The sequence below is a fragment of the Polaromonas sp. P3_B4 genome (assembly GCF_056402835.1).
Map to the genome: position 1 here is coordinate 1 of NZ_JBFUGQ010000006.1, position 20,431 is coordinate 20,431.

At 61.2% G+C, this 20,431-nt stretch carries 20 protein-coding genes and 23 tRNA genes; 7 read left to right on the forward strand and 36 right to left on the reverse strand.

Annotated elements, in window-relative coordinates; genetic code table 11:
* The 4 genes from AC1DVV_RS22525 to AC1DVV_RS22540 all read right to left on the reverse strand — a co-directional run.
* A partial coding sequence (locus tag AC1DVV_RS22525) for a GTP-binding protein (protein ID WP_477707240.1) occupies positions 1-261 on the reverse strand: 261 nt, incomplete at its 3' end.
* A gap of 91 nt (positions 262-352) precedes the next feature.
* Positions 353-427, reverse strand: a tRNA-Thr gene (locus AC1DVV_RS22530).
* A 64-nt stretch (positions 428-491) separates the two neighbouring features.
* Positions 492-565, reverse strand: a tRNA-Gly gene (locus tag AC1DVV_RS22535).
* A 117-nt stretch (positions 566-682) separates the two neighbouring features.
* Positions 683-768: transfer RNA gene (locus AC1DVV_RS22540), tRNA-Tyr, on the reverse strand.
* 342 nt (positions 769-1,110) lie between these two features.
* Here AC1DVV_RS22540 and AC1DVV_RS22545 point away from each other — a divergent pair.
* Complete coding sequence (locus AC1DVV_RS22545) at positions 1,111-2,226, forward strand: patatin-like phospholipase family protein (protein WP_477702632.1); 1,116 nt, start codon at positions 1,111-1,113, stop codon at positions 2,224-2,226.
* Positions 2,227-2,304: 78 nt separating this feature from the next.
* Here AC1DVV_RS22545 and AC1DVV_RS22550 read toward each other — a convergent pair whose 3' ends face one another.
* A complete protein-coding gene (locus AC1DVV_RS22550) occupies positions 2,305-3,036 on the reverse strand; it encodes a uracil-DNA glycosylase (RefSeq protein WP_457282282.1) in 732 nt (243 codons plus the stop codon).
* Positions 3,037-3,047: 11 nt separating this feature from the next.
* Complete coding sequence (trpC, locus tag AC1DVV_RS22555; RefSeq protein WP_457282283.1) at positions 3,048-3,854, reverse strand: indole-3-glycerol phosphate synthase TrpC; 807 nt, start codon at positions 3,852-3,854, stop codon at positions 3,048-3,050.
* 183 nt (positions 3,855-4,037) lie between these two features.
* On the opposite strand from trpC, the gene AC1DVV_RS22560 reads away from it, so the two are divergent.
* The 4 genes from AC1DVV_RS22560 (at position 4,038) to AC1DVV_RS22575 (ending at position 9,016) form a co-directional block, all read left to right on the forward strand.
* On the forward strand, positions 4,038-4,817 hold the full coding sequence (locus tag AC1DVV_RS22560; RefSeq protein ID WP_477666890.1) for an inositol monophosphatase family protein: 780 nt from the start codon (positions 4,038-4,040) through the stop codon (positions 4,815-4,817).
* A 67-nt stretch (positions 4,818-4,884) separates the two neighbouring features.
* On the forward strand, positions 4,885-5,925 hold the full coding sequence (locus AC1DVV_RS22565; protein WP_477666891.1) for an ABC transporter substrate-binding protein: 1,041 nt from the start codon (positions 4,885-4,887) through the stop codon (positions 5,923-5,925).
* Between the two features lie 73 nt (positions 5,926-5,998).
* The gene (locus tag AC1DVV_RS22570; protein ID WP_477702634.1) at positions 5,999-7,897 is read left to right on the forward strand and encodes an ABC transporter permease; all 1,899 of its coding nucleotides are present in this window, start codon (positions 5,999-6,001) and stop codon (positions 7,895-7,897) included.
* 57 nt (positions 7,898-7,954) lie between these two features.
* Complete coding sequence (locus AC1DVV_RS22575; protein WP_477702635.1) at positions 7,955-9,016, forward strand: ABC transporter ATP-binding protein; 1,062 nt, start codon at positions 7,955-7,957, stop codon at positions 9,014-9,016.
* A 23-nt stretch (positions 9,017-9,039) separates the two neighbouring features.
* On the opposite strand, the gene trpD is transcribed toward AC1DVV_RS22575, so the two are convergent.
* From trpD to trpE, 6 genes are read right to left on the reverse strand one after another with little or no spacing between them, the layout of a single operon-like run.
* On the reverse strand, positions 9,040-10,080 hold the full coding sequence (gene trpD, locus AC1DVV_RS22580; protein WP_477702636.1) for an anthranilate phosphoribosyltransferase: 1,041 nt from the start codon (positions 10,078-10,080) through the stop codon (positions 9,040-9,042).
* A 41-nt stretch (positions 10,081-10,121) separates the two neighbouring features.
* Positions 10,122-10,772: a LysE family translocator gene (locus tag AC1DVV_RS22585; protein WP_457282289.1), complete on the reverse strand. Its 651-nt coding sequence runs from the start codon at positions 10,770-10,772 to the stop codon at positions 10,122-10,124.
* A 12-nt stretch (positions 10,773-10,784) separates the two neighbouring features.
* Positions 10,785-11,834, reverse strand: a complete 1,050-nt coding sequence (ltaE, locus tag AC1DVV_RS22590; protein WP_457282290.1) for a low-specificity L-threonine aldolase — start codon at positions 11,832-11,834, stop codon at positions 10,785-10,787.
* Positions 11,835-11,894: 60 nt separating this feature from the next.
* Positions 11,895-12,476, reverse strand: coding sequence for an aminodeoxychorismate/anthranilate synthase component II (locus AC1DVV_RS22595; protein ID WP_457282291.1), 582 nt, complete (start codon positions 12,474-12,476; stop codon positions 11,895-11,897).
* 3 nt (positions 12,477-12,479) lie between these two features.
* A complete protein-coding gene (locus AC1DVV_RS22600; protein WP_457282292.1) occupies positions 12,480-12,800 on the reverse strand; it encodes a chorismate mutase in 321 nt (106 codons plus the stop codon).
* Positions 12,797-14,296, reverse strand: a complete 1,500-nt coding sequence (gene trpE, locus AC1DVV_RS22605; RefSeq protein ID WP_457282293.1) for an anthranilate synthase component I — start codon at positions 14,294-14,296, stop codon at positions 12,797-12,799. The genes AC1DVV_RS22600 and trpE overlap by 4 nt, the downstream gene beginning before the upstream one ends.
* 443 nt (positions 14,297-14,739) lie before the next feature.
* On the opposite strand from trpE, the gene AC1DVV_RS22610 reads away from it, so the two are divergent.
* Positions 14,740-15,327: a chalcone isomerase family protein gene (locus AC1DVV_RS22610; protein WP_457282294.1), complete on the forward strand. Its 588-nt coding sequence runs from the start codon at positions 14,740-14,742 to the stop codon at positions 15,325-15,327.
* A 44-nt stretch (positions 15,328-15,371) separates the two neighbouring features.
* Here the strand turns inward: AC1DVV_RS22610 and gph are convergent, their stop codons facing one another.
* The 24 genes from gph to AC1DVV_RS22730 form a co-directional block, all read right to left on the reverse strand.
* Positions 15,372-16,082, reverse strand: a complete 711-nt coding sequence (gph, locus tag AC1DVV_RS22615; protein WP_457282295.1) for a phosphoglycolate phosphatase — start codon at positions 16,080-16,082, stop codon at positions 15,372-15,374.
* Between the two features lie 300 nt (positions 16,083-16,382).
* Entirely contained in the window at positions 16,383-16,943 is a 561-nt protein-coding gene (locus tag AC1DVV_RS22620) for an HNH endonuclease (protein ID WP_457282296.1), read from the reverse strand.
* A gap of 35 nt (positions 16,944-16,978) precedes the next feature.
* Positions 16,979-17,051: transfer RNA gene (locus tag AC1DVV_RS22625), tRNA-Val, on the reverse strand.
* Positions 17,052-17,078: 27 nt separating this feature from the next.
* A tRNA-Lys gene (locus tag AC1DVV_RS22630) sits at positions 17,079-17,153 on the reverse strand.
* Positions 17,154-17,161: 8 nt separating this feature from the next.
* Positions 17,162-17,237 (reverse strand) — tRNA-His (locus tag AC1DVV_RS22635).
* A gap of 15 nt (positions 17,238-17,252) precedes the next feature.
* Positions 17,253-17,327: transfer RNA gene (locus AC1DVV_RS22640), tRNA-Ile, on the reverse strand.
* A gap of 13 nt (positions 17,328-17,340) precedes the next feature.
* A tRNA-Asn gene (locus AC1DVV_RS22645) sits at positions 17,341-17,416 on the reverse strand.
* Between the two features lie 27 nt (positions 17,417-17,443).
* Positions 17,444-17,629, reverse strand: coding sequence for a hypothetical protein (locus tag AC1DVV_RS22650; RefSeq protein WP_457282297.1), 186 nt, complete (start codon positions 17,627-17,629; stop codon positions 17,444-17,446).
* Between the two features lie 35 nt (positions 17,630-17,664).
* Positions 17,665-17,743: transfer RNA gene (locus tag AC1DVV_RS22655), tRNA-Arg, on the reverse strand.
* A gap of 14 nt (positions 17,744-17,757) precedes the next feature.
* Positions 17,758-17,843 (reverse strand) — tRNA-Cys (locus tag AC1DVV_RS22660).
* A 9-nt stretch (positions 17,844-17,852) separates the two neighbouring features.
* Positions 17,853-17,929: transfer RNA gene (locus tag AC1DVV_RS22665), tRNA-Trp, on the reverse strand.
* A gap of 77 nt (positions 17,930-18,006) precedes the next feature.
* Positions 18,007-18,091, reverse strand: a tRNA-Leu gene (locus AC1DVV_RS22670).
* A gap of 11 nt (positions 18,092-18,102) precedes the next feature.
* Positions 18,103-18,180: transfer RNA gene (locus tag AC1DVV_RS22675), tRNA-Leu, on the reverse strand.
* 80 nt (positions 18,181-18,260) lie between these two features.
* Positions 18,261-18,336, reverse strand: a tRNA-Asp gene (locus AC1DVV_RS22680).
* A 28-nt stretch (positions 18,337-18,364) separates the two neighbouring features.
* Positions 18,365-18,440, reverse strand: a tRNA-Pro gene (locus tag AC1DVV_RS22685).
* A 27-nt stretch (positions 18,441-18,467) separates the two neighbouring features.
* Positions 18,468-18,547, reverse strand: a tRNA-Arg gene (locus AC1DVV_RS22690).
* 21 nt (positions 18,548-18,568) lie between these two features.
* Positions 18,569-18,647 (reverse strand) — tRNA-Arg (locus AC1DVV_RS22695).
* Positions 18,648-18,668: 21 nt separating this feature from the next.
* A tRNA-Ile gene (locus tag AC1DVV_RS22700) sits at positions 18,669-18,743 on the reverse strand.
* A 9-nt stretch (positions 18,744-18,752) separates the two neighbouring features.
* Positions 18,753-18,831: transfer RNA gene (locus AC1DVV_RS22705), tRNA-Gln, on the reverse strand.
* A 10-nt stretch (positions 18,832-18,841) separates the two neighbouring features.
* Positions 18,842-18,932 (reverse strand) — tRNA-Ser (locus AC1DVV_RS22710).
* 130 nt (positions 18,933-19,062) lie between these two features.
* Positions 19,063-19,140 (reverse strand) — tRNA-Glu (locus AC1DVV_RS22715).
* Between the two features lie 8 nt (positions 19,141-19,148).
* Positions 19,149-19,233 (reverse strand) — tRNA-Thr (locus AC1DVV_RS22720).
* Positions 19,234-19,407: 174 nt separating this feature from the next.
* Positions 19,408-19,483: transfer RNA gene (locus AC1DVV_RS22725), tRNA-Gly, on the reverse strand.
* A 173-nt stretch (positions 19,484-19,656) separates the two neighbouring features.
* Complete coding sequence (locus tag AC1DVV_RS22730) at positions 19,657-19,842, reverse strand: hypothetical protein (protein WP_477702637.1); 186 nt, start codon at positions 19,840-19,842, stop codon at positions 19,657-19,659.
* Between the two features lie 116 nt (positions 19,843-19,958).
* Between AC1DVV_RS22730 and AC1DVV_RS22735 the strand changes: the two genes are divergently transcribed.
* Positions 19,959-20,390: a hypothetical protein gene (locus tag AC1DVV_RS22735; protein WP_457282298.1), complete on the forward strand. Its 432-nt coding sequence runs from the start codon at positions 19,959-19,961 to the stop codon at positions 20,388-20,390.
* The last annotated feature ends 41 nt before the right edge of the window (positions 20,391-20,431 follow it).

Consider the following 20,431-nt stretch of genomic DNA (forward strand, 5'->3'; position numbering starts at 1 on the left):
GTCGGCGTGGCCTGGGCAGTCGACGTGGGCGTAGTGGCGGTTGGCCGTTTCGTACTCGACGTGGGCGGTGTTGATGGTGATGCCGCGCGCTTTTTCTTCGGGCGCCGCGTCAATTTGGTCGTAGCCCTTGGCTTCGCCGCCGAACTTGGATGCCAGAACGGTCGTGATCGCCGCCGTCAGCGTCGTCTTGCCATGGTCCACGTGGCCAATCGTGCCTACGTTGACGTGCGGCTTGGTCCGCTCAAATTTGCCTTTTGCCATTTTTTCAACTCCAGAAATTTATAAAGAGTTACAAAACCAGTTACCACTACAGCCAGCAACAGCGCCTCGTACGCCACACCGACTCAAAATTTGGTGCCCTTTGCGGGAATCGGACCCGCGACCTCTCCCTTACCAAGGGAGTGCTCTACCACTGAGCCAAAAGGGCTGAACTCAAAACCATAATTGCAACCCGGCGCAAGATTCAAAAGCAGAACCATAAAGCAGCTTTATGGAGCGGGAGACGGGAATCGAACCCGCGTCATTAGCTTGGAAGGCTAGGGTTCTACCATTGAACTACTCCCGCGCAGCTCTGCCAAATTCAACTCACACCAAAATCACTTACGACCCAAAACACGCTTTACGCGACACACTTTTACGTGATTACTTTGCGCCGCCCGCTTGCCAAAATCAAAACAAAATCTGGTGGATGAGGCTGGATTCGAACCAGCGTAGGCGTTAGCCAACAGATTTACAGTCTGCCCCCTTTAGCCACTCGGGCACCCATCCTTCAAGCGAACCTCGGATTATGCCACGGTTTTATGTCGGACGAAATGCCAAGGCATGGCAAAAAGCATTAAAAAAAGCTGCCGCATGCCTTGCCAGCGCATCTCCCGACCAAACCTTCACCCCGGGATGCCCGTGGGTACCGCGGAAAGCCCCCGAAAACGCGGCATAACCCGGTCCGGCCCTAACCCCCAGACCCTGCCGCACTCCCGTGGCGGCTGCGGCCAGGCTTCGGGCATGATGTGGCAGCCTTTCATCAATGCCAGAGTGAGTCGCATGGATATTGCCGTCCCGGGCACCCTCCCGCGCCACCGGCCAACCTGGATAACGTGAGACCGTCTACGCATGAGCACTGTCACCGTACCCGCACTGCCTTCCTCCCCCGCTGAGCCGTCTTCCCTGCGCCGGGTCAATCTTGCTTTGCAGGGCGGCGGATCGCACGGTGCATTCACCTGGGGCGTGCTGGATGCCCTGCTGGCGGACGAGCGCATCGAGTTTGACGGCATCAGCGGTGCCAGCGCCGGGGCGGTCAACGCCGTAGCGCTGGCACACGGATTCGCTACCGCCCAAAAAGACAATTCCCCCGAAAAAACCAACCCGCGGGAGGCGGCACGTGCGTCGCTCAGCCGGGTCTGGCAGGGCGTTGCCGCCATGGGCAGCCTCGGCTCCATGGCTGACAGCATCAGCAAGATGCTCATTGGGGGTTGGGCCGCCAACAAAGTGAGTGCAAACTTAAAGAACAGCGCAATGACACAGTGGATGTCGCCCTACCAGGCTAATCCGCTGGACATCAACCCTTTGCGCAAACTGCTGGAGGCAGAAATCGACTTTCACGCCATTGCGGCCATGCACACAACCAAGGCTTTCGTATCGGCAACCCACGTCACCACCGGCCGGGCAGAAATCTTTGCCGGCAAACGCCTGACTTTGCAGGCGGTGATGGCGTCCACCTGCCTGCCCACGCTGTTTCAGGCGGTTGAAATTGACGACCAGCACTATTGGGATGGCGGGTTTTCGAGCAATCCCTCGCTGCTGCCGCTCATCAGTGATTGCAGCAGCCGCGACATCATCGTTGTCCAGATCAACCCCTTGCGGCGCCCCGAGATTCCCCACACGCCTCACGACATCGCAGACCGGGTGAACGAGCTGACCTTCAACGCCAGCCTGCTGTCCCAGATGCGGACCATCGATTTCATCAACCGCCTGCTGGCCGATGGCCGCTTGCAGGAGGGCGAGAAATACAAGAGCCTGCTGCTGCACCGCATCGACGGCGGCGAGGCGCTGGAAAGCCTGCCCTCGTCCAGCAAGATGTCGGCCGATACGGCCATGATCGAAAAACTGTTTGAGATGGGCCAGGGCGCGGCCAAACGCTGGCTGCGCCGCCATTTCGAGGCGCTGGGCCTGCAAAGCACGGTCAATATCCGGCGCGACTACGTGGGCAGCCTTCCGGCGGAGTTTTAGCCCATCTTCAGAATTTATGGATTTTCGGCCTTCAAACCAAACAGGACAAGCGCGAGCAGCTATTAAAACAATAGCAAATCAGGCCTTTGGGTGTGCATCACGCCAGTCGCGCGCCTGTGAGAAATGGCCGCAACCAATAAAGGGCAAGGGTGGCCGCATGGCCGACAGCGGCGACGGGTGGTTGGCCACCAGCACCTTGTGACGCTTCGCATCAATCAACGACCGTTTGCTCTGGGCATGTGCACCCCACAGCATGAACACCACCGGGTGGTCGCCTTCCGCCACCTGGCGGATCAGGGTATCGGTCAATACCTCCCAGCCCTTGCCGGCGTGGCTGGCCGGCAGCCCTTCCTCGACCGTCAGGCAGGTGTTGAGCAACAGCACCCCATGTGTCGCCCACTTCACCAGGCTGCCGCCGGGCACCGGAAACTGGGGCGGCGGCGTACCGAGGTCGCGCTGCAACTCCTTGAAGATGTTGCGCAGCGAGGGCGGCAGGGCCACACCGGGTGCGACGGAAAACGCCAGCCCCTCGGCCTGGCCCAACCCATGGTACGGGTCCTGACCGAGGATGACAACACGCACTTCTTCGGGCGGCGTAAGCTCCAGCGCGCGCAACGGCTGCGGCGGAAAGATCGTCACACCCTCCGCCAGGCGGCCTCGCAGAAAGCCCAGCAACTTCTCGCCGGTGGGACTGCCAAAAAATGCATCGGTGGTCGGCCGCCAGCCGGGCGCTACCGGCCAGGCGGCGGGGTCAGCAGTGGTAAGCCGGTTGGGCAAAGGCGCCTTCATGGCGTCAAGCAGCTGGTTCATGGCTTTACAGCCTATCTTTTACCGAACAATTGAGCCAGTGCAAGGCCGGGTTCTTCCGCGCGCATGAAGGCCTCGCCGACCAGGAATGCATTCACACCTGCCTGACGCATGCGCTGCACGTCCGCCGGCGTGGCAATGCCCGACTCGGTAATCAGCAGGCGGTCCGCCGGCACCCTGGCCAGCATGCCCAGCGTGGTGTCCAGCGAGACCTCGAAAGTTTTGAGGTTGCGGTTGTTGATGCCGATCAGCGGCGTCTTGAGCTTGAGCGCACGCTCCAGTTCGGCTTCGTCGTGTACCTCGACCAGCACCGCCATGTCCAGCGACATGGCCAGCGCTTCAAGCGATTGCATCTGCGCGTCGTCCAGGCAGGCAGCAATCAGCAAAATGCAGTCAGCGCCCATGACGCGCGCTTCATACACCTGGTAAGGGTCCACCATGAAGTCCTTGCGCAGCACCGGCAGACTGCAGGAGGCCCGCGCCTGCTTCAGGTAATCAATGCTGCCCTGGAAGAACTGCTTGTCGGTCAGCACCGAAAGGCAGGCGGCGCTGATCTCGCCGTCACCTTCGGCATAGCTTTGCGCGATGTCGGCTGGAATGAAGTCGGCGCGCAGCACGCCTTTGGACGGGCTGGCCTTCTTGATTTCGGCAATCACCGCGGGCTGACCCGCTGCGATCTTGGCGCGCAGCGCACCCACAAAGTCACGCGTCAGGACACGCGATTCGGCATCTTCGCGCATCACGTCCAGCGGTTTGCGGCGGATGGCATCGGCAATTTCTTGACGCTTGACGGCAATGATTTGGTTCAGGATATCGGACATGCCCCGATTTTGGCAGATGCGGCCGGGCGACTCGCAGGGCCAGGTTTCGCGGCGTCTTAGCGCAAACCCGCTACAGCCGGATACGCCCCGGCACTAACATTTCGTTTTACCCGCTTTAGGTGCCACGCCTGACCCGGCTCGCACACAAGGCGACCTCCATCGGATATCCCCTACACCCTTCCCATGACCGCACTCACTGACGCCATTGAAGAAATTGTCCGTTCGGCCGGCGCCATGATGCGCGACGCCTTCAACGCGCCAGACAAGCCCGCCTACTCGCTCAAGGGCCGGCAGGACTACCTGACCGTCACCGACGGTGCGGTAGAACAGTATGTGCGCGCGGAGATCGAACGGCGCTTTCCGGGAGACGCCGTGCTGGGGGAGGAAGCAGGAGGAGAAACCGGCGGCACAGCTCGCCTCTGGATTGTCGACCCGGTGGATGGAACGGCGAATTTCGCCCGGGCCATCCCGCATTTCTGCATCTCCCTGGGCCTGATGGTCAACGGCGAGCTCGAAGCCGGCGCCATCTATGAGCCCATGCACGACGAGCTCTTCATCGCGCAAAACGGCCATGGCGCATGGTGCAACGGCGTTCGGCTCCAGGTCAGCGAGCTGGCCGAGCTGGCCGCCTCCACGGTCGAAATTGGCTGGTCTTCGCGCCTGTCGCCAGACCCCTACCTCGCGCTGGTCAGCCAGTGCATGCATGCGGGCTGTTCGGTGCGCCGCGCGGGTTCCGGCGCGCTGGGGCTGGCCTATGTGGCCGCCGGGCGCTGCGAAGCCTACGCCGAAGCGCATATCAATTCATGGGACGTCGCGGCTGGCCTGCTGCTGGTGCGCGAGGCAGGCGGCCGCGTTAACGATTTCTGGGCCGAAGGCGGACTGACCCAAGGTAGCGCGGTGCTGGCCACCAACGCCAGGCTGGCCTCCGAACTAAGCGTTTTAACGGGTATACCGCTGCGCTGACGGCTGCTAAGGTGGCCTCAACGCCGCACCCCCAGGCGCTATTGACGACATAAAGAAGGAGACATAGATGAGACAGTTCACATTCAAATCACTCGTTCCGGGATTGCTTCTGGCGGCCATGGCGTGCGCGATATCGCCTTCGGTCCGCGCAGCCGAAGAACTGGTGGTTTACTGCAACGTCCAGGAAGAATGGTGCCGGCCCATGGTGACCGCCTTCGAAAAGGCCACCGGCATCAAGGTGTCAATGACACGCAAGAGCTCGGGCGAAACTTATGCCCAGATCAAGGCCGAGGCAGCCAACCCGCGCGGTGACGTGTGGTGGGGTGGCACGGGCGACCCTCATCTTCAGGCCGCTGAAGAAGGTCTGACCGAGCCCTACAAATCGCCCAAACTGGCCGACCTGCACCCTTGGGCAGTACGGCAAGCCGAGGCCTCCAAGTACCGCACGGTCGGCGTTTATGCCGGCGCCCTGGGGTTCAGCTTCAATACCGTCGAGCTGGCCAAACGCAAATTGCCCGAACCCAAATGCTGGGCAGATCTCATCAAGCCGGAGTTCAAGGGGGAAGTCCAGGTCGCCAACCCCAACTCCTCGGGCACTTCCTACACGCTGCTCGCCACACTCGTGCAGATCATGGGAGAAGACAAGGCGTTCGACTACCTGAAGGCCCTTCATCGCAACATCAACCAATACACCAAGTCGGGCGCTGCGCCGGCCCGTGCGGCAGCCACCGGCGAAAGCATGATCGGCATCACCTTCCTGCACGACGCCGTCACGCACGCCGTGGCAGGCGCGCCCCTGAAGGTGGTCGCACCGTGCGAGGGTACGGGCTACGAGATCGGCAGCATGAGCATCATCAAGGGTGCCAAAAATCTGGCCAACGCCAAAAAATGGTACGACTGGGCCCTGACACCTGAAGCGCAGGACATTGCCACGGTCGCGCATTCGTACCAGAACCCCTCCAATAAAAAAGCATCCTTGCCGCCGCAGGCGCCCAAGCTGGCCGACGTCAAACTGATCGACTACAACTTCGCCAAGTACGGCGCTTCGGCCGAACGCTCGCGCCTGCTGGGCAAATGGGACAAGGACATCGGGGCACTGCCCAAGTGAGCGCTGAGCACATCCCGCAATTCCATTGCTCACTGATGAATCACGTCGCACCTTGACTACACCCATTGCAGTGATGGCAGCCGCCCCACGCGTGCGGGCTGATCCGCTGAGCTGGCTGCTGGCAGCACTGGGCATTGCAGCGGGCGTGCTGCTGATGCCGTGGACCCAGAGCTCAGCTTATGTTGCCGGCGGGTGCGTGCTGGCCGCCGTCGCAAGCCTACTGGCAACACGCGCCGGCGCTTTCAAGAGTGATGCCGCCATTTCCGGCATTGTCTGCATCCTGTCCCTGCTGCTGGCCATTTTTGTCATCTACCCAATCGGGCGCATGCTGCTGGCGGCTTTTGTGGACGAGCGGGGGAACTGGCTGATCCAGACTGCCGCCGCCCGGTTTTTCAGCGAGGACATCTGGGGCGCGGGTTGCATCGCCGGCAACGTCCGTTGCGGCGTGGCCATCAACTCCATCGTGCTGGCCACCCTTGCAGGCATCGGAAGCACGCTTTTCGGTTTTGCGCTGGCCCTGCTGGCCGAGCGCGGCGGTCAGCGTTTTCGCGGCAGCCTGCGCGTGCTGTCCATCCTGCCGGTGGTCACGCCGCCTTTCGTCATCGGCCTGGCCATCATCATTCTCTTCGGCCGCACCGGCATGGTGACGCAGCTGATGAGCGACTGGTTCGGCATTGCAAGGTCGCGCTGGATCTACGGCCTGCCGGGCGTACTGCTGGCGCAGGTGATTTGCTTTACGCCTTTGGCCTTCCTGCTGATCAGCGGCGCCTTGCGATTGGTCAGCCCGACGCTGGAAGAAGCCGGCCAGGTGCTGAGGGGTTCGCCGTGGCATGTATTTCGCACCGTGACCTGGCCCCTGGTGCGCCCCGCCATTGCCAATGCCTTCCTGCTGGGCTTTGTGGAAAGCCTGGCGGACTTTGCCAACCCGTTGGTGCTCTCCGGAAATTTCGAGGTGCTGTCGACGAAGATTTTCTTCGCCATCGCCGGGGCGCAGCACGACGCTTCGCGCGCCGCCATCCTCGCCGTCACCCTGCTGCTGCTGACGGTCGGCATCTTTGCACTGCAGCAGCGCTGGATCGGCAAAGCTTCCTATACATCCGTGAGCGGAAAAGGCGATAGCGGCCTGCCCGCCGCACTGCCCACCGGCGTCAAGTGGGGGGCGCTGGCGCTGGTTCTGCCCTGGGTCGCGCTGACCGTGCTGTCATACGGCATCATCCTGATCGGCGGCGTGGTCAAGGACATCGGAAGGTTTGACCTGACGCCCTCGCTGCAGCACTTTCAGACCGGGTTTGGGCTGAGTTGGGGCGCCGGGGGCCTGGTGTTTTCGGGCTCGGCGTGGAACAGCCTGTTCACCACGCTCGGCGTTGCCGCTGTTGCCGCACCCCTGACCACCGCGCTGGGCCTGCTGGGAGGTTATGTCGTGAGCCGACATGCATTCAAGGGTCGGCGGGCCTTCGAGTTCCTGACCATGGTGAACTTCGCCGTGCCGGGCACCGTCATCGGCGTGGCCTATATCGTCGCCTTCAACGTGCCGCCCCTTGAATTCACCGGCACCTTCGCCATCATCGTGCTGTGCCTGGTGTTTCGCAACATGCCGGTGGGCGTGAGGGCCACGGTATCAGCCCTGTCGCAGCTTGACCGGTCGCTGGACGAAGCATCCGCCACATTGCGCGCCAGCACATCACGCACGTTCGCGCGGGTCATCCTGCCGCTCTTGCGCCCGGCCATCATTGCCAGCCTGGTGTTCAGTTTTACGCATGCCATCACAGCCGTCAGCGCGGTGATTTTCCTGGCGACCGCCCAGCACAACCTTGCGACGGTTTACATCGCGGGCCGTGTCGAAGTCGGCGAATACGCATTGGCCATTGCCTATTCGTCCGTGCTCATCGTGATCATGCTGGTCTGTGTCCTGCTGATCCAGCGCTTCATTGGCAATGCGGAGCTGGGGCGGCGCGCGGTGTCGACCGCTTGAGCCTCTGCGCCATCGTCACATCTTTTTCGTTTCACTTATTTTTTAACAGGCCCTGCCATGACCCCGTCCCCCGCCGCTGTGGAGTTTCAAGGCGTCGTCAAGCGTTTCGGCAAGGTGGTTGCGCTGCATCCGCTTGATCTCACCATCGACAAGGCAGAGCTGGTGACCTTGCTGGGGCCTTCCGGCTGCGGCAAGACAACACTGCTGCGGCTGATCGCCGGCCTGGAGCTACCTTCCGAGGGCGTGATCCGCATCGATGGACGGGACGTGACCGGCAGGTCGGCCAATCAACGCGACGTGAGCCTGGTTTTCCAGTCCTACGCGTTATTCCCGCACATGAGTGCGCTGGAGAACGTGTGTTACGGCCTGCTCGCATCCGGCATGAAGAAACCGCAGGCCGTGGCGTTGGCAAAAGCCAAGATGGATCTGCTCGGCATTGCCGACTACGCCGACCGGCTCTCGTCGGAGCTGTCCGGCGGGCAGCAGCAACGTGTGGCAGTGGCACGGTCACTGGTGCTGGAGCCGGCCGTGCTGATGTTTGACGAGCCCTTGTCGAACCTGGATGCCAAGCTGCGCCGCAAGGTGCGCCAGGACATCCGCGACCTTCAGCAGAACCTCAAGCTCACCGTGGTCTACGTGACGCACGACCAGGAAGAAGCGCTGGCGGTGTCGGACCGCATTGTGGTCATGCAAAAGGGACGCATTGCAACGATGGGCGCGCCGCGCGATTTGTACGAAGCGCCCGTCTCAAGTTTTGTGGCTGACTTCATCGGCGACGCCAACCTGATCAACGGCGAACTGGTCACACTGCAGGGCCAGCATTTCTTCCGCGCCGACCAGGTTGATGTGCGGGTTGTCCCGCCGCCTGGCATGCCCGATGGCGCTGTGGCGCTGGCCATACGCCCACACCGCATCCGTATCGGCGAACTGGAAGCAAGCACGCTGACAGGAAAAGTCCTGCGGCAGGCTTATCTGGGTAGCCGGATCGAAAGCGTGGTGCTCACGCCGCTGGGTGAATTGCTGGTGTTCAGTGACGCCCTGCTGAGCGTGGCCGAACCAGGCAGCACGGTCGGCCTGCATTTCGCCGCAACCGACGCGCGCGTGACCGCACGGGAATAGATAGCTGCGCAGCCGGCAAGCCGTCAGGCGAGCTTCTGGCTGTGGCTGACCAGCTGATCGAGCTTGGCTCTGGCCGCGCCCGACTCCAGCGCCGCACGCGCCAGCACGATGCCAGCCTTCATGGAGTCGGCCACATTGGCGGCATACAGCGCCGCCCCGGCGTTCAGGACCACGATATCGCGCGCCGCGCCCGGCTGGTTGTCCAGCACGCCCAGCAGCATGGCCTTGGACTGCTCGGGGGTGTCTACGCGCAATGCGCGGTTGCTGGCCATAGGCATGTCGAAGTCTTCAGGATGGATTTCGTACTCGGTGATTTCACCGTTCTTGAGCTCGCCAACCACGGTGGCCGCGCCCAGGCTGACCTCGTCCATGCCGTCCTTGCCGTAGACCACCAGCGCGTGCTCGGCGCCCAGGCGCTGCAAAGCGCGAACCTGGATACCGACCAGGTCCGAATGGAACACGCCCATCAGGATGTTGGGCGCGCTGGCCGGGTTGGTCAGGGGGCCCAGGATGTTGAAGATGGTGCGCACGCCGAGTTCCTTGCGGATGGGCGCAACGTTCTTCATGGCCGGATGGTGGCTGGGCGCAAACATGAAGCCCACACCGACCTCGTCGATGCATTTCGCAATGGCTTCGGGCGACAGGCCGATATGGATGCCCAACGACTCGATCACATCAGCGCTGCCCGACTTGCTGCTGACGCTGCGCCCGCCGTGCTTGCTGACCTTGGCGCCAGCCGCCGCCGCGACGAACATGGAGCAGGTCGAGATGTTGAAGGTGTGCGAGCCGTCGCCGCCGGTGCCTACGATATCGACCAGATGCGTCTTGTCGGCCACATTGACTTTCGTCGAAAACTCGCGCATCACCTGCGCGGCGGCCGTGATCTCGCCGATGGTTTCCTTCTTGACGCGCAAGCCGGTGATGAGCGCGGCCATCATCACGGGCGACATCTCACCGCTCATGATCAGCCGCATGATGTGCAGCATTTCGTCGTGGAAGATTTCGCGGTGTTCGATGGTGCGCTGCAGGGCTTCCTGCGGAGTGATCTTGTGGGTGTTGGGCATGGCGTGTCTCGTTTCTTTATTCTGGGCTGGAAGAAAATGACTCAGCTCGCTGGATGGTCGGTCAAGGCGAGCTTGAGGCCGAAGGCAATGAACATGGCACCGGCTGCACGGTCCAGCCAGTGCATCCCGCGCTGCACGGCATCGCGCCGGGCCATCCAGGCCGCGGCCAGGGCCCAGCCCGAATTGACCGGAATGGCGTTCAGGTTGAACAGCACCCCCAACAAAACAAAGGCCAGGGCCTTGTTGTCGGTGCCGGGGGCGATGAACTGCGGCACGAAGGCCAGGAAAAAAATCGCCACCTTGGGGTTCAGCACATTGGTCCAGAAGCCTCCCATGAAGACGGCTTTCAGGCGCCGCTCCGGCTGGGCGGCAGCCGCCGCGGCGAGGTCGGTGGTGGCCTGCGGTGCCCTGGAAAACAAAATTTTCGCACCTATCCACAGCAGGTACGCCGCGCCTATCCACTTGAGCACGGTGAATGCCGTGGCCGAAGTGGCAAGCAAGGCACCGACGCCCACGGCCGCCGCGAAGATGTGGACGAAGCAGCCAGCCGTGATGCCGAGGCCGGCAACAATGCCGGCGCGCGCGCCCGAGCGCAGTGAATTGGTCACGATGTAAAGCACATCAGGGCCCGGCGTCAGGTTCAGCAGCCAGCCAGCCGCGATGAAAAGCAACAGGTGTTGAAAGTCAGGCATGGCTAAGTCCTTTCAGTTAAAAAACTGCCGGATGGCAGCGATGGCACGGTCCACGCCGGCAGTGTCCACGTCCAGATGGGTGACAAAACGCAGGCGGTACAGCCCCGTGGCCTCAATGCCCTGGCCGGCCAGGTGCTTGAGCAAGGCAGCGGACCGGTCCCGCGCCGCGCCGGTCAGGTCGACAAACACAATGTTGGTCTGTGGTGCCTCTACCTGCAGGCCGTCAATGCCCGCCAGGCCGTCGGCCAGGTATTTGGCCAGGGCGTGGTCTTGCGCGAGACGTCCGACATGGTGGTCCAGTGCATGCGACGCTGCTGCAGCCAGCATGCCCGCCTGCCGCATGCCGCCGCCGGCCATCTTGCGGATGCGGTGCGCCCGCGCGATGAATTCGCGCGAGCCGCACAGGGCCGAACCTACCGGCGCGCCCAGGCCTTTGCTGAAGCAAACCGATACGCTGTCAAAACAATCCGCAATGCGGCGCGCCTCCGCCAGCGGGTTGCTGCCCGTTTGCGCAGCCTGCGCCACAGCGGCGTTAAAGAGCCGCGCACCGTCCAGGTGGCGGGCCAGGCCGTGCTTCTTCGCCAGCACGGTCGCCCGCTGCACATACGCAAACGGCAGCAGCTTGCCGCCCAGGGTGTTCTCGAGCGCCAGCATCCGGGTGCGCGCGAAGTGCGCGTCGTCGGGCTTGATCGCTGCCTCGATCTCGGCAAGCGCCAGCGTGCCATCAGTGTGGTGGTTCAGCGGCTGCGGCTGCACGCTGCCGAACACCGCCGCGCCGCCGCCTTCCCAGCGGTAGCAGTGCGCCATCTGGCCGACGATGTATTCGTCACCGCGCTGGCAGTGGGAGAGGATCGCGCAAAGATTGCTCTGCGTCCCGGTGGGCACGAAGAGCGCGGCCTCAAAGCCCAGCAATCCGGCAATCTTTTCCTGCAGCGCATTGACGGCCGGGTCGTCGCCGAAAACGTCGTCACCCAGCGGTGCAGCCAGCATGGCCTCACGCATGGCGGCCGTGGGCCGGGTGACGGTATCGCTGCGCAGGTCAACGACTCTTTTATCAGTCATTTTTGCCCCCAGGGCAATATGAATAAGCGCGACCAGCTATCAAAGTAATAGCATCTTGGGTCATGCCGTCTGCTCCAGGAAGTTTTTCAGCATGGCGTGCCCGTGCTCGGTGAGGATGGATTCCGGATGGAACTGCACACCCTGGATCGGCAACTCCGTGTGGCGCACACCCATGATCTCGCCATCGTCGGTTCGCGCCGTGACGGCCAGTACGTCGGGACACGATTCTTTTTCGATCGCCAGCGAGTGGTAGCGGTTCACCACAAACTGCTCAGGCAACCCGGCGAACACGCCCTGCTGTGTGGTGGTGATGACACTGGTCTTGCCGTGCATGAGCTGCTGGGCGCGCACGATCTTGCCGCCAAAAGCGGCGCCTATGGCCTGGTGGCCCAGGCAGACGCCCAGAATCGGCAGCTTGCCGGCGAAATGCTGGATCGCCGCCACCGAAATACCGGCCTCGGCCGGTGAGCACGGACCGGGCGACACCACCAGCACGTCAGGAGCGCGCGCGGCGATTTCGGCCACCGTGATCTCGTCATTGCGAAACACTTCGACTTCGGCACCGAGCTCGCCAAAATACTGGACGATGTTATAGGTGAAGCTGTCGTAGTTGTCGATCATCAGGAGTTTGGTGCGCTTCATGGTTCAGTCTCCCTGGCGCAGGCGTGTGAACTCGCCGCGCTCAAAATCAATGGATGCGGCAATCATGGCGCGGTAGGTCGCTTCCATGATGGCCTCGGGGGCGCCGGCCGCACGGGCCTGTGCACGCACACGATCAACGATGAACTCGATGCGTGCGTTGTCGACAATCTGGCTGGCGCTTTGCTTGATGCGCGCGGCCTGCGCCACATAAGCGCTGCGCTCGGCGATCAGCGGCGCGATGCGGTCGTCCAGCGCATCGATGTGGCGGCGCACATCGGCCATGGTGTCGCAATGCTCTATGACGGGATGGGACAGCGTGCTCATTCCAGGCCCTCCTCCACCAGCTCGGACGCCCGCAGCAGCGCGCGCGCCTTGGCTTCGGTTTCCATCCATTCGAGTTCGGCCACGGAATCGGCCACCACACCGGCAGCCGCCTGCACATACAGCGTCTGGTCCTTGATGATGCCCGTGCGGATAGCGATCGCCACATCCATGTCGCCGGCATAGCTGAGGTAGCCGCAGGCGCCGCCGTAGAGGCCCCGCTTGGTCGGCTCGAGCTGGTCGATCAGCTCCATGGCATGGACCTTGGGCGCGCCGGTGAGCGTGCCCGCCGGGAAGGTGGCCTTGAGCACGTCCATGCTCGACATGCCGTCCAGCAGCGTGCCCTCGACATTGCTGACGATGTGCATCACGTGGCTGTAGCGCTCGACCGCGAAGGCTTCGGTGACCTTCACTGTGCCGGTTTTGGCGATGCGGCCGATGTCGTTGCGGGCGAGGTCGATCAACATCACGTGTTCAGCGCGCTCTTTGGGGTCGTTCACCAGTTCGTGTTCCACGGCCTTGTCGGCCTCAGGCGAAGAGGCACGGGGCCGCGTGCCGGCCAGCGGCCTGATCGTGATCTTCTGCCCCTCATCGACCTTTTCCTGCCTGACCAGAATTTCAGGAGACGCCCCCACCACGTGGAAGTCGCCGAAATGGTAGTAATACATGTAGGGCGAGGGGTTCAATGAACGCAGCGCGCGATACAGGCTCAGCGGGGACTCGGTGTAACGCTTCTTGATGCGCTGGCCGACCTGCACCTGCATGAAGTCGCCGGCTTCGATCAACCGCTTCGCGCGTTCCACGGCGGCGATGTAGTCTGCCTTGGCAAAGTCACGCTCAGCGGGATAACTCTGCGACGGTTTCACCACCGGCGCGCTGACGGAATACTTCAGCTGGTCCTTGAGTTCGCGCAGGCGTTTTTTGGCATTCGCGTAGGCCTCCGGCCGCGCCGGGTCGGCATAAACAATCAGGTAAAGCTTGCCCGACAGGTTGTCGATCACGGCGAGCTCTTCACACTGCAGCAACAGGATGTCGGGGCAGCCCAGTGTGTCGGGCGGGCAGGAGGCTTCGAGTTTCTTTTCGACGTAACGCACGGTGTCGTAGCCGAAGTACCCCGCCAGGCCGCCGCAAAAGCGCGGCAGGCCGGGCCGCAGGGCGACCTTGAAACGCTTTTGGTAGTCGCTGATGAAGTCCAGCGGATTGGCTTTGGAGGTTTCCACAACCTTGCCGTCCGTCACCACTTCGGTCAGGGTATCTGGCCCAAAACCGGATGCCCGCACCAGCGTGCGCGCGGGAAGGCCGATAAAACTGTAGCGGCCGAACCGCTCGCCCCCCACTACCGATTCCAGCAGGAAGCTGAACTTGCCGCCGTCTCTGGAATGCGCAAGCTTGAGATAAAGGGAAAGAGGTGTTTCGAGGTCGGCAAACGCCTCGACCATCAAGGGAATGCGGTTGTAGCCCTGGCCGGCCAGGCTTTTAAATTCGAGTTCTGTGATCACGGATGAGTCCTTCGCAAGGAGGCAACGCGCTCAAAGGCGTAGCCACCTGTCATTCAAAATACCCCGAAGCATGGGGCCGGGATGCTCCGGCAGGGCCGGAGCGCATCAAGGGGGGTGTCGCAAAAACCGCGGCAGATACACGGGCAAGTGGCAGTGTGCCAGCCCGCGTGCGCCTCAGGCGTGCGAGAAATGACAGGTACGCCAGGGCCAGGCTCCCCGGCCTGCACAACCTGTCTGAATGACGTGATGAATGAACATGAAGGACAAAGTGTAGCAAACAGCGGCCCATCGAGGCCTCCAGGCCAGCGCAGTTGGCAAAGTTACAACAACTGGTAGTAATGCTTATCTCGCAAACCCTCTTGTAAGGGAGGGTAGCCGCACCCAAAATGAACCCATAAAAAAGAACGCTCGTTCTATTTCCCCTATTATCTGGAGATAAATTCATGACTTTGACAACGCGATGCATGGCTGGCTTGGCCGGTTTGGTACTGTCGTTCAGCGCCCTGGCCGACCCTATGGAAGTTTCAGGCATCAAGCTCGATGACCCGGTCGAGGTGAGCGGCGCCAAGCTCCACCTGAACGGCGCAGGCGTTCGCTATAAAGCGGTTTTCAAGGTCTATGTCGGCGCGCTCTATCTCGGAAAAAAAGCAGTGACTCCTGAAGAGGTCTACGCGGCCCCGGGTCCCAAACGGGTCAGCATCACGCTGCTGCGCGAAATTGATTCGAACGAGCTCGGCAAGAGCTTCACCAAAGCCTTTGAAGAAAACACGCCGAAAAACGAGATGTCCAAGCTGATTCCCGGGCTGATCAAGATGGGACAGATATTCGCCAGCCAGAAAAAATTGGTGGCCGGGGACAACTTCACCATTGACTGGATTCCCGGCACCGGCACCATCATCACGGTCAAAGGCAAACCGCAAGGCGATCCATTCAAGGAAGCAGAGTTCTTCACCGCACTTCTGCGCATCTGGCTGGGCCCGCAACCGGCCGACTGGAAACTGAAGGACGCGATGCTCGGCAAACCCGCCTGAAGCGGCGCAAGTCACACTCTCTCAACGGGGCGCAAGCCCCGTTGTCATTTCTGAAACCGCAGCTCCGCCAGCGAGTCAATGAAGCCATCGGCATCCACAGCGCGAACCGGCTCGCCATGGTTATACCCATACGTCACCAGCAACACCGGACAGCCCGCTGCCCGAGCGGCCCGGGCATCGTTGCTGGAGTCGCCAATCATCAGCGTGCGGGCAGGCGAAGTACCGAGGCTCTCGCAGGTTTTCAGCAAGGGCAACGGGTCGGGCTTTTTCCGCTCGAATGAATCCCCGCCAAACACCTCCGCAAAAAAACCGTCGAGGCCTTTGAGCTTGAGCAGCTCACGGGCAAACGCCAGGGGTTTGTTGGTCAGGCAGGCAAGCGGCAATCCCGCCCGCTGCAACACATGCAAGCCCTCCAGGACACCCGGATAAACCGTGGAGTGCCAGCCATTGATGCGGGTGTAGTGCCGCTGGTAAGCGACGTAGGCCGCATCGTAAAGCGCTATTAAATCGATAGCTGTCAGCGCAATACCCATCTTCTCCTGGACATATTTCAGCGTGGTCTTGACGAGATGCTCCGAGCCTTTTCCAACCATGCGCTCCACTGCTGCAGCATCAAGCCCGAACGCCGGCGGGTGGCCCGGCAGCATTTCGGCCAGCATCAGGTTGAGGGCAGCCACAAAGTCGCCAAGGGTATCGACCATGGTGCCATCCAGGTCGATGATGGCAGCGTCAACACGGTCGTTGTCAAAAATCATTAGGGTTCAATACAAGGCAGTAACGCTCAAAACAGATAGCGGCCCGAACTGATGATACGGGTGGGTCATTCCTGGCACAGGAATTCTCCCCAAGACCAGTCACCGCCAGTACCTCATCGGGTTGATCTTAAAGGCAGATAGCCTGTTGCCTTCTGCCGCCGTGACTCCGGGCCGATCCTGCCATATGGCGGCAGTGGGCCGCGCACAGGCATGCTGGACGGCATGCCGATGATCCAGGGGACTATCGGCAATAAAAAAGCGGCGCACCACTTTCGCGACGCGCCGCTTCGGCTGCTGAACTCAATTCAGCCTGGATCCTTTGGGCAGCCGGGCGGCCAGCCACTCATGGACATCGGCCCGTACATTGCGGCCGCGCAGCAGGAAGTCTTCCCACAGCGACGGAACGTAAGGCAGGTAGACCAGCGGCATTCCAGCCTGCTCGGGGGTGCGGGCGCCTTTTCGGGCATTGCACGAACGGCATGCGCTGACCAGGTTGGTCCAGCTGTAGGCTCCACCCTTGCTGTCGGGAATGATGTGCTCGGCCTCGAGATCTTTTTCGAGGAAGACCTGAGCGCAATAAGCACAGGTGCAACGGTCCCGTCGCAACAGCTTGGGTTTCGATACGGCCGGCGTGACCTCAAACAGGTTGCGCCGCGGCGAACCGCGCAGGGCGATGATGGGCTGGATGACCATCAGCGATTGCCGGCCACGCGCCACATTCCACCCACCGCGAAGCGTGACGAGGGGGCTGTCGCCCTCCTCCCACGCCACAGTACCGGTGGCATAGTGCAACGCCGCATCTTCAGCCGTGATCCAGGCCTGGGGCGTCCCCTGGATGTCGAGCTGCAGAACGTGATGCATCGTGGCCTCCTGTAAGGTGAAAAGAATGAATTTTGTAGCTCTTGAGAGGATCGAACTCCCGACCATCGCCTTGTAAGGGCGCTGCTCTACCTGCTGAGCTAAAGAGCCGAAAAAACCGAAGAGCTGAATGACGAGTGGTGCGGGCAGAGAATTTCGAAATCTCGACCTACCGGTTAAAAGCCGGTTGCTCTTCCTCTGAGCTATGCCCGCAGGGGGGGTGGGGTGCAAGACCGGACTCGAACCGGTGACCCGCGGGGTCACATCCCGCTGCGCTGCCAACTGCGCCACTTGCACCAGAAAAAAGAAAATTGGTAGCCGCAGCTGGCATCGAACCAGCGACCTGTGCCTTATCAAGGCACTGCTCTACCACTGAGCTATGCGGCTATGAAGAAAAAATTGGCTCCACGACCTGGGGTCGAACCAGGGACGACGCGATTAACAGTCGCGCGCTCTACCAGCTGAGCTATCGTGGACTAACGGGGAGAGGGAACCAGGCGTGCTCACCACTCGCCGCATTCGCGGACGCGCTGATCGAGGTCGCGGTCATCTTGTGCATCTCCGCGCTTCGGCAAGACGTGACGATGCCGCGCGCTGCCGGCGGCGACGATGCTGCGCAGCAAGGCACGAACAATGCGACCGCGGGGTTTGGCCACCCTCCGGGAGGCCGCTGTGATTCTGGTTGTCATGGCAAATCTCCTTGAGGTTGGTTGAACGGGGAATGTGGCGCGCCTGGGCCGATTCGAACGGCCGACAAACCGGGGTAGAAGCCCAGCGCTCTTTCCTGGCTGAGCTGCAGGCGCTGAAAGTAATGAGATGGAGGCGGTGGTCAGATTCGAACTGACGCGTGCTGACGCAGGCGGATTTGCAATCCGCTCCCTTCGACCACTGGGGTACACCGCCGGAAATCGCTGGCGGGCGCGAGAAGAATCGAACTTCTAACCTTCGGCTTTGGAGGCCGCTGCTCTGCCTGGTTGAGCTACGCACCCGTAGGAAACGTGAGTCCGGAGCCGCAGGACGGTTTTGATGCCCGCACCTTCGACCCTTCGAAAAATCTAAAAAAAAATGGTGCCCCAGGCCGGCATCGAACCGGCATGCCCGAAAGCGCTGGCTTCTAAAGCCAGTGTGTCTTCCCATTCCACCACCGGGGCTAAAACTGTTCTGGTACTCAAGGGGAGACTCGAACTCCCAAAAGACCTGGTTTTGAAGCAGGCGCGTCTTCCGATTCCGCCACTTGAGCATTTATCTGGTGTCCAGCCCGGATTCGAACCGGCGCATGGGGTTATCGATCCATTGACCGAGGTAGCACGGCATGAATGGTGGCGGCCTGTACGGGAATCGAACCCGTGACCACATCCTGGACAGGGAAGTGCTCTACCAGCTGAGCTAACAGACCAAAAGAATGAAGAAGACCGGAATGAAGATGGTCCGTGTAGCAGGTCTCGAACCTGCGACCTCATGCTCCCAAAGCACGCGCGCTACCAACTGCGCCACACACGGATTGAATCGAGCTGAATGAAAACTGAATGGCCTCGCGTGAAAGATTTGAACTTCCGACCCTCTGCTTCGTAGGCAGATGCTCTGATTCCGGACTGAGCTAACGCGAGAAAAATCTATTGGGTTATTGCTGGTGCACGCAGGCAGACTCGAACTGCCGGCCTCGACCTCCGGAGGGTCGCGCTCTGAGTCCCGCTGAGCTATGCACGCAAATGGCTTGGGTGATGCAGGTGGTGGTTGCAGTTGGGACCGAGCCAACGACCGGCGGGTTATGAGCCCGCTGCTCTACCACTGAGCTATGCAACCCGAAAAAAATGGCAGGCCGTGATGGATTCGAACCACCGAAATGTCGGGATCAAAACCCGATGCCTTGGACCAGCTTGGCGAACGGCCCATCAAAGAGATGGCGGAAGATAAGGGATTCGAACCCATGAGCCCACTTTCATGGGCTCTCGCTTAGCAAGCGAGTGCCTTGAACCTCTCGGCCAATCTTCCCAAAAATTCCCGGTTACGAGTTCCGGTGCCACCCTATCTTTGAGGCCGGTTTCCGCACTACGCTCTTGCAAGCACTGCGCTTCTTTACTGAACAGCTGCCAGCCAATTACCTGGCTGCCAGCGCTGGAGTTGGCGTCACGTAGGGGATTCGAACCCCTGTCTACAAGGATGAAAACCTTGTGTCCTGAGCCAGCTAGACGAACGTGACAAATACCCTGGCGCCCACGGTCGCGATTTGAACGGCCGACCCGCCGCTTACAAGGCGGCTGCCTTACCGCTCCATCGACTGAGCTGCGCGGGCGAAAAAACTGAATCCATTTCGGCTGTACCTGCATGTGGGCGGACGGCATGACACCGACCGAGGGTCTCCCACTGCACTGCATATCCGGGGCCATGAACCCCGGCTGCCAGCACACACGCCACCAGACCGTCTCCTCGGTCTCGCGCAGGTGACGTGAAGCAGGCACACCCGAAATGGAGCGGACAGACGGCTTCGAACCGACGACATTGAGCTTGGAAGGCTCACGCTCTACCTACTGAGCTATGTCCGCAATTTTTGCGGGACTCGCTGCCATCCAGTGTTTGGCTGCTGTCCCGCTGCAAATTTTTAAAGAGTCCCGCGCTTGAAGCGCATCGACGGCACGATCACCGTCAGGGAAAAACAAAAAGGCCCGGTTCCTTGCGGATACCGGGCCTCTGGGTGTCAGAGATTTAGAAGGTACGCTCAGGCGTCTCCTTCTCCCGGTTGTGTGGAATCCTCGTGGTTCTGCTTGGGCATGGCGGTCCGCAAAATGGACAGCGCAAATGAACTCAGCCCACGGCATTGGCCCAGATGAACGTCACGGCGACGCACGGCAGCACCGCCCCAGACGGGGGTGTTGTTTCTTGCGTTGGCGGCTATCGGTTTCATGATGAGTGCGTGGAAAGGGTTGATGTCAAAGTAGCGATGAAAGGTAATGTAAAATCTTTTTACACCGTCGTCAACGGGTCGATGCAAAATAATCTGGATTGTTGCAACCACGTCACATGGACTCCGAGAACGTCAATAGAAACCGGCGCAACAACCTGCTGATCATCATTCGGGAGTTCAGTGAGAAGGAGTTGGCCGCCGGCGAATCACCTGTCGGCATGCTGGGCCGTATCGCCAGACAGCTCGGCCTCAGCGCCGGGGGACTGAGCCAGTTCAAGGGTGACGCAAAGGGCACCGCGCGGAACATCGGCGATGCAGCGGCCGCGCAGATCGAGAGCAAGTCCGGAAAGCCAAAAGGCTGGATGGATACGGATCACGGCGGAGACGCAATCAATCCTGCAGAAAACGCTTTTATCGAACTCGCCCGCATTGCGTGGCGGACGACGGATGCCAAGGGCCGGCGGCTGCTGATGCAACTTGCGAAGCGGGGCTTTGGTGGACAGACTGGAGATGATCTATCCCACATGGCCAAGCCCGGTGACAAATGACGAATTTCTGCCGGGCCGGATACTGAGGGGTGAGGACTGCA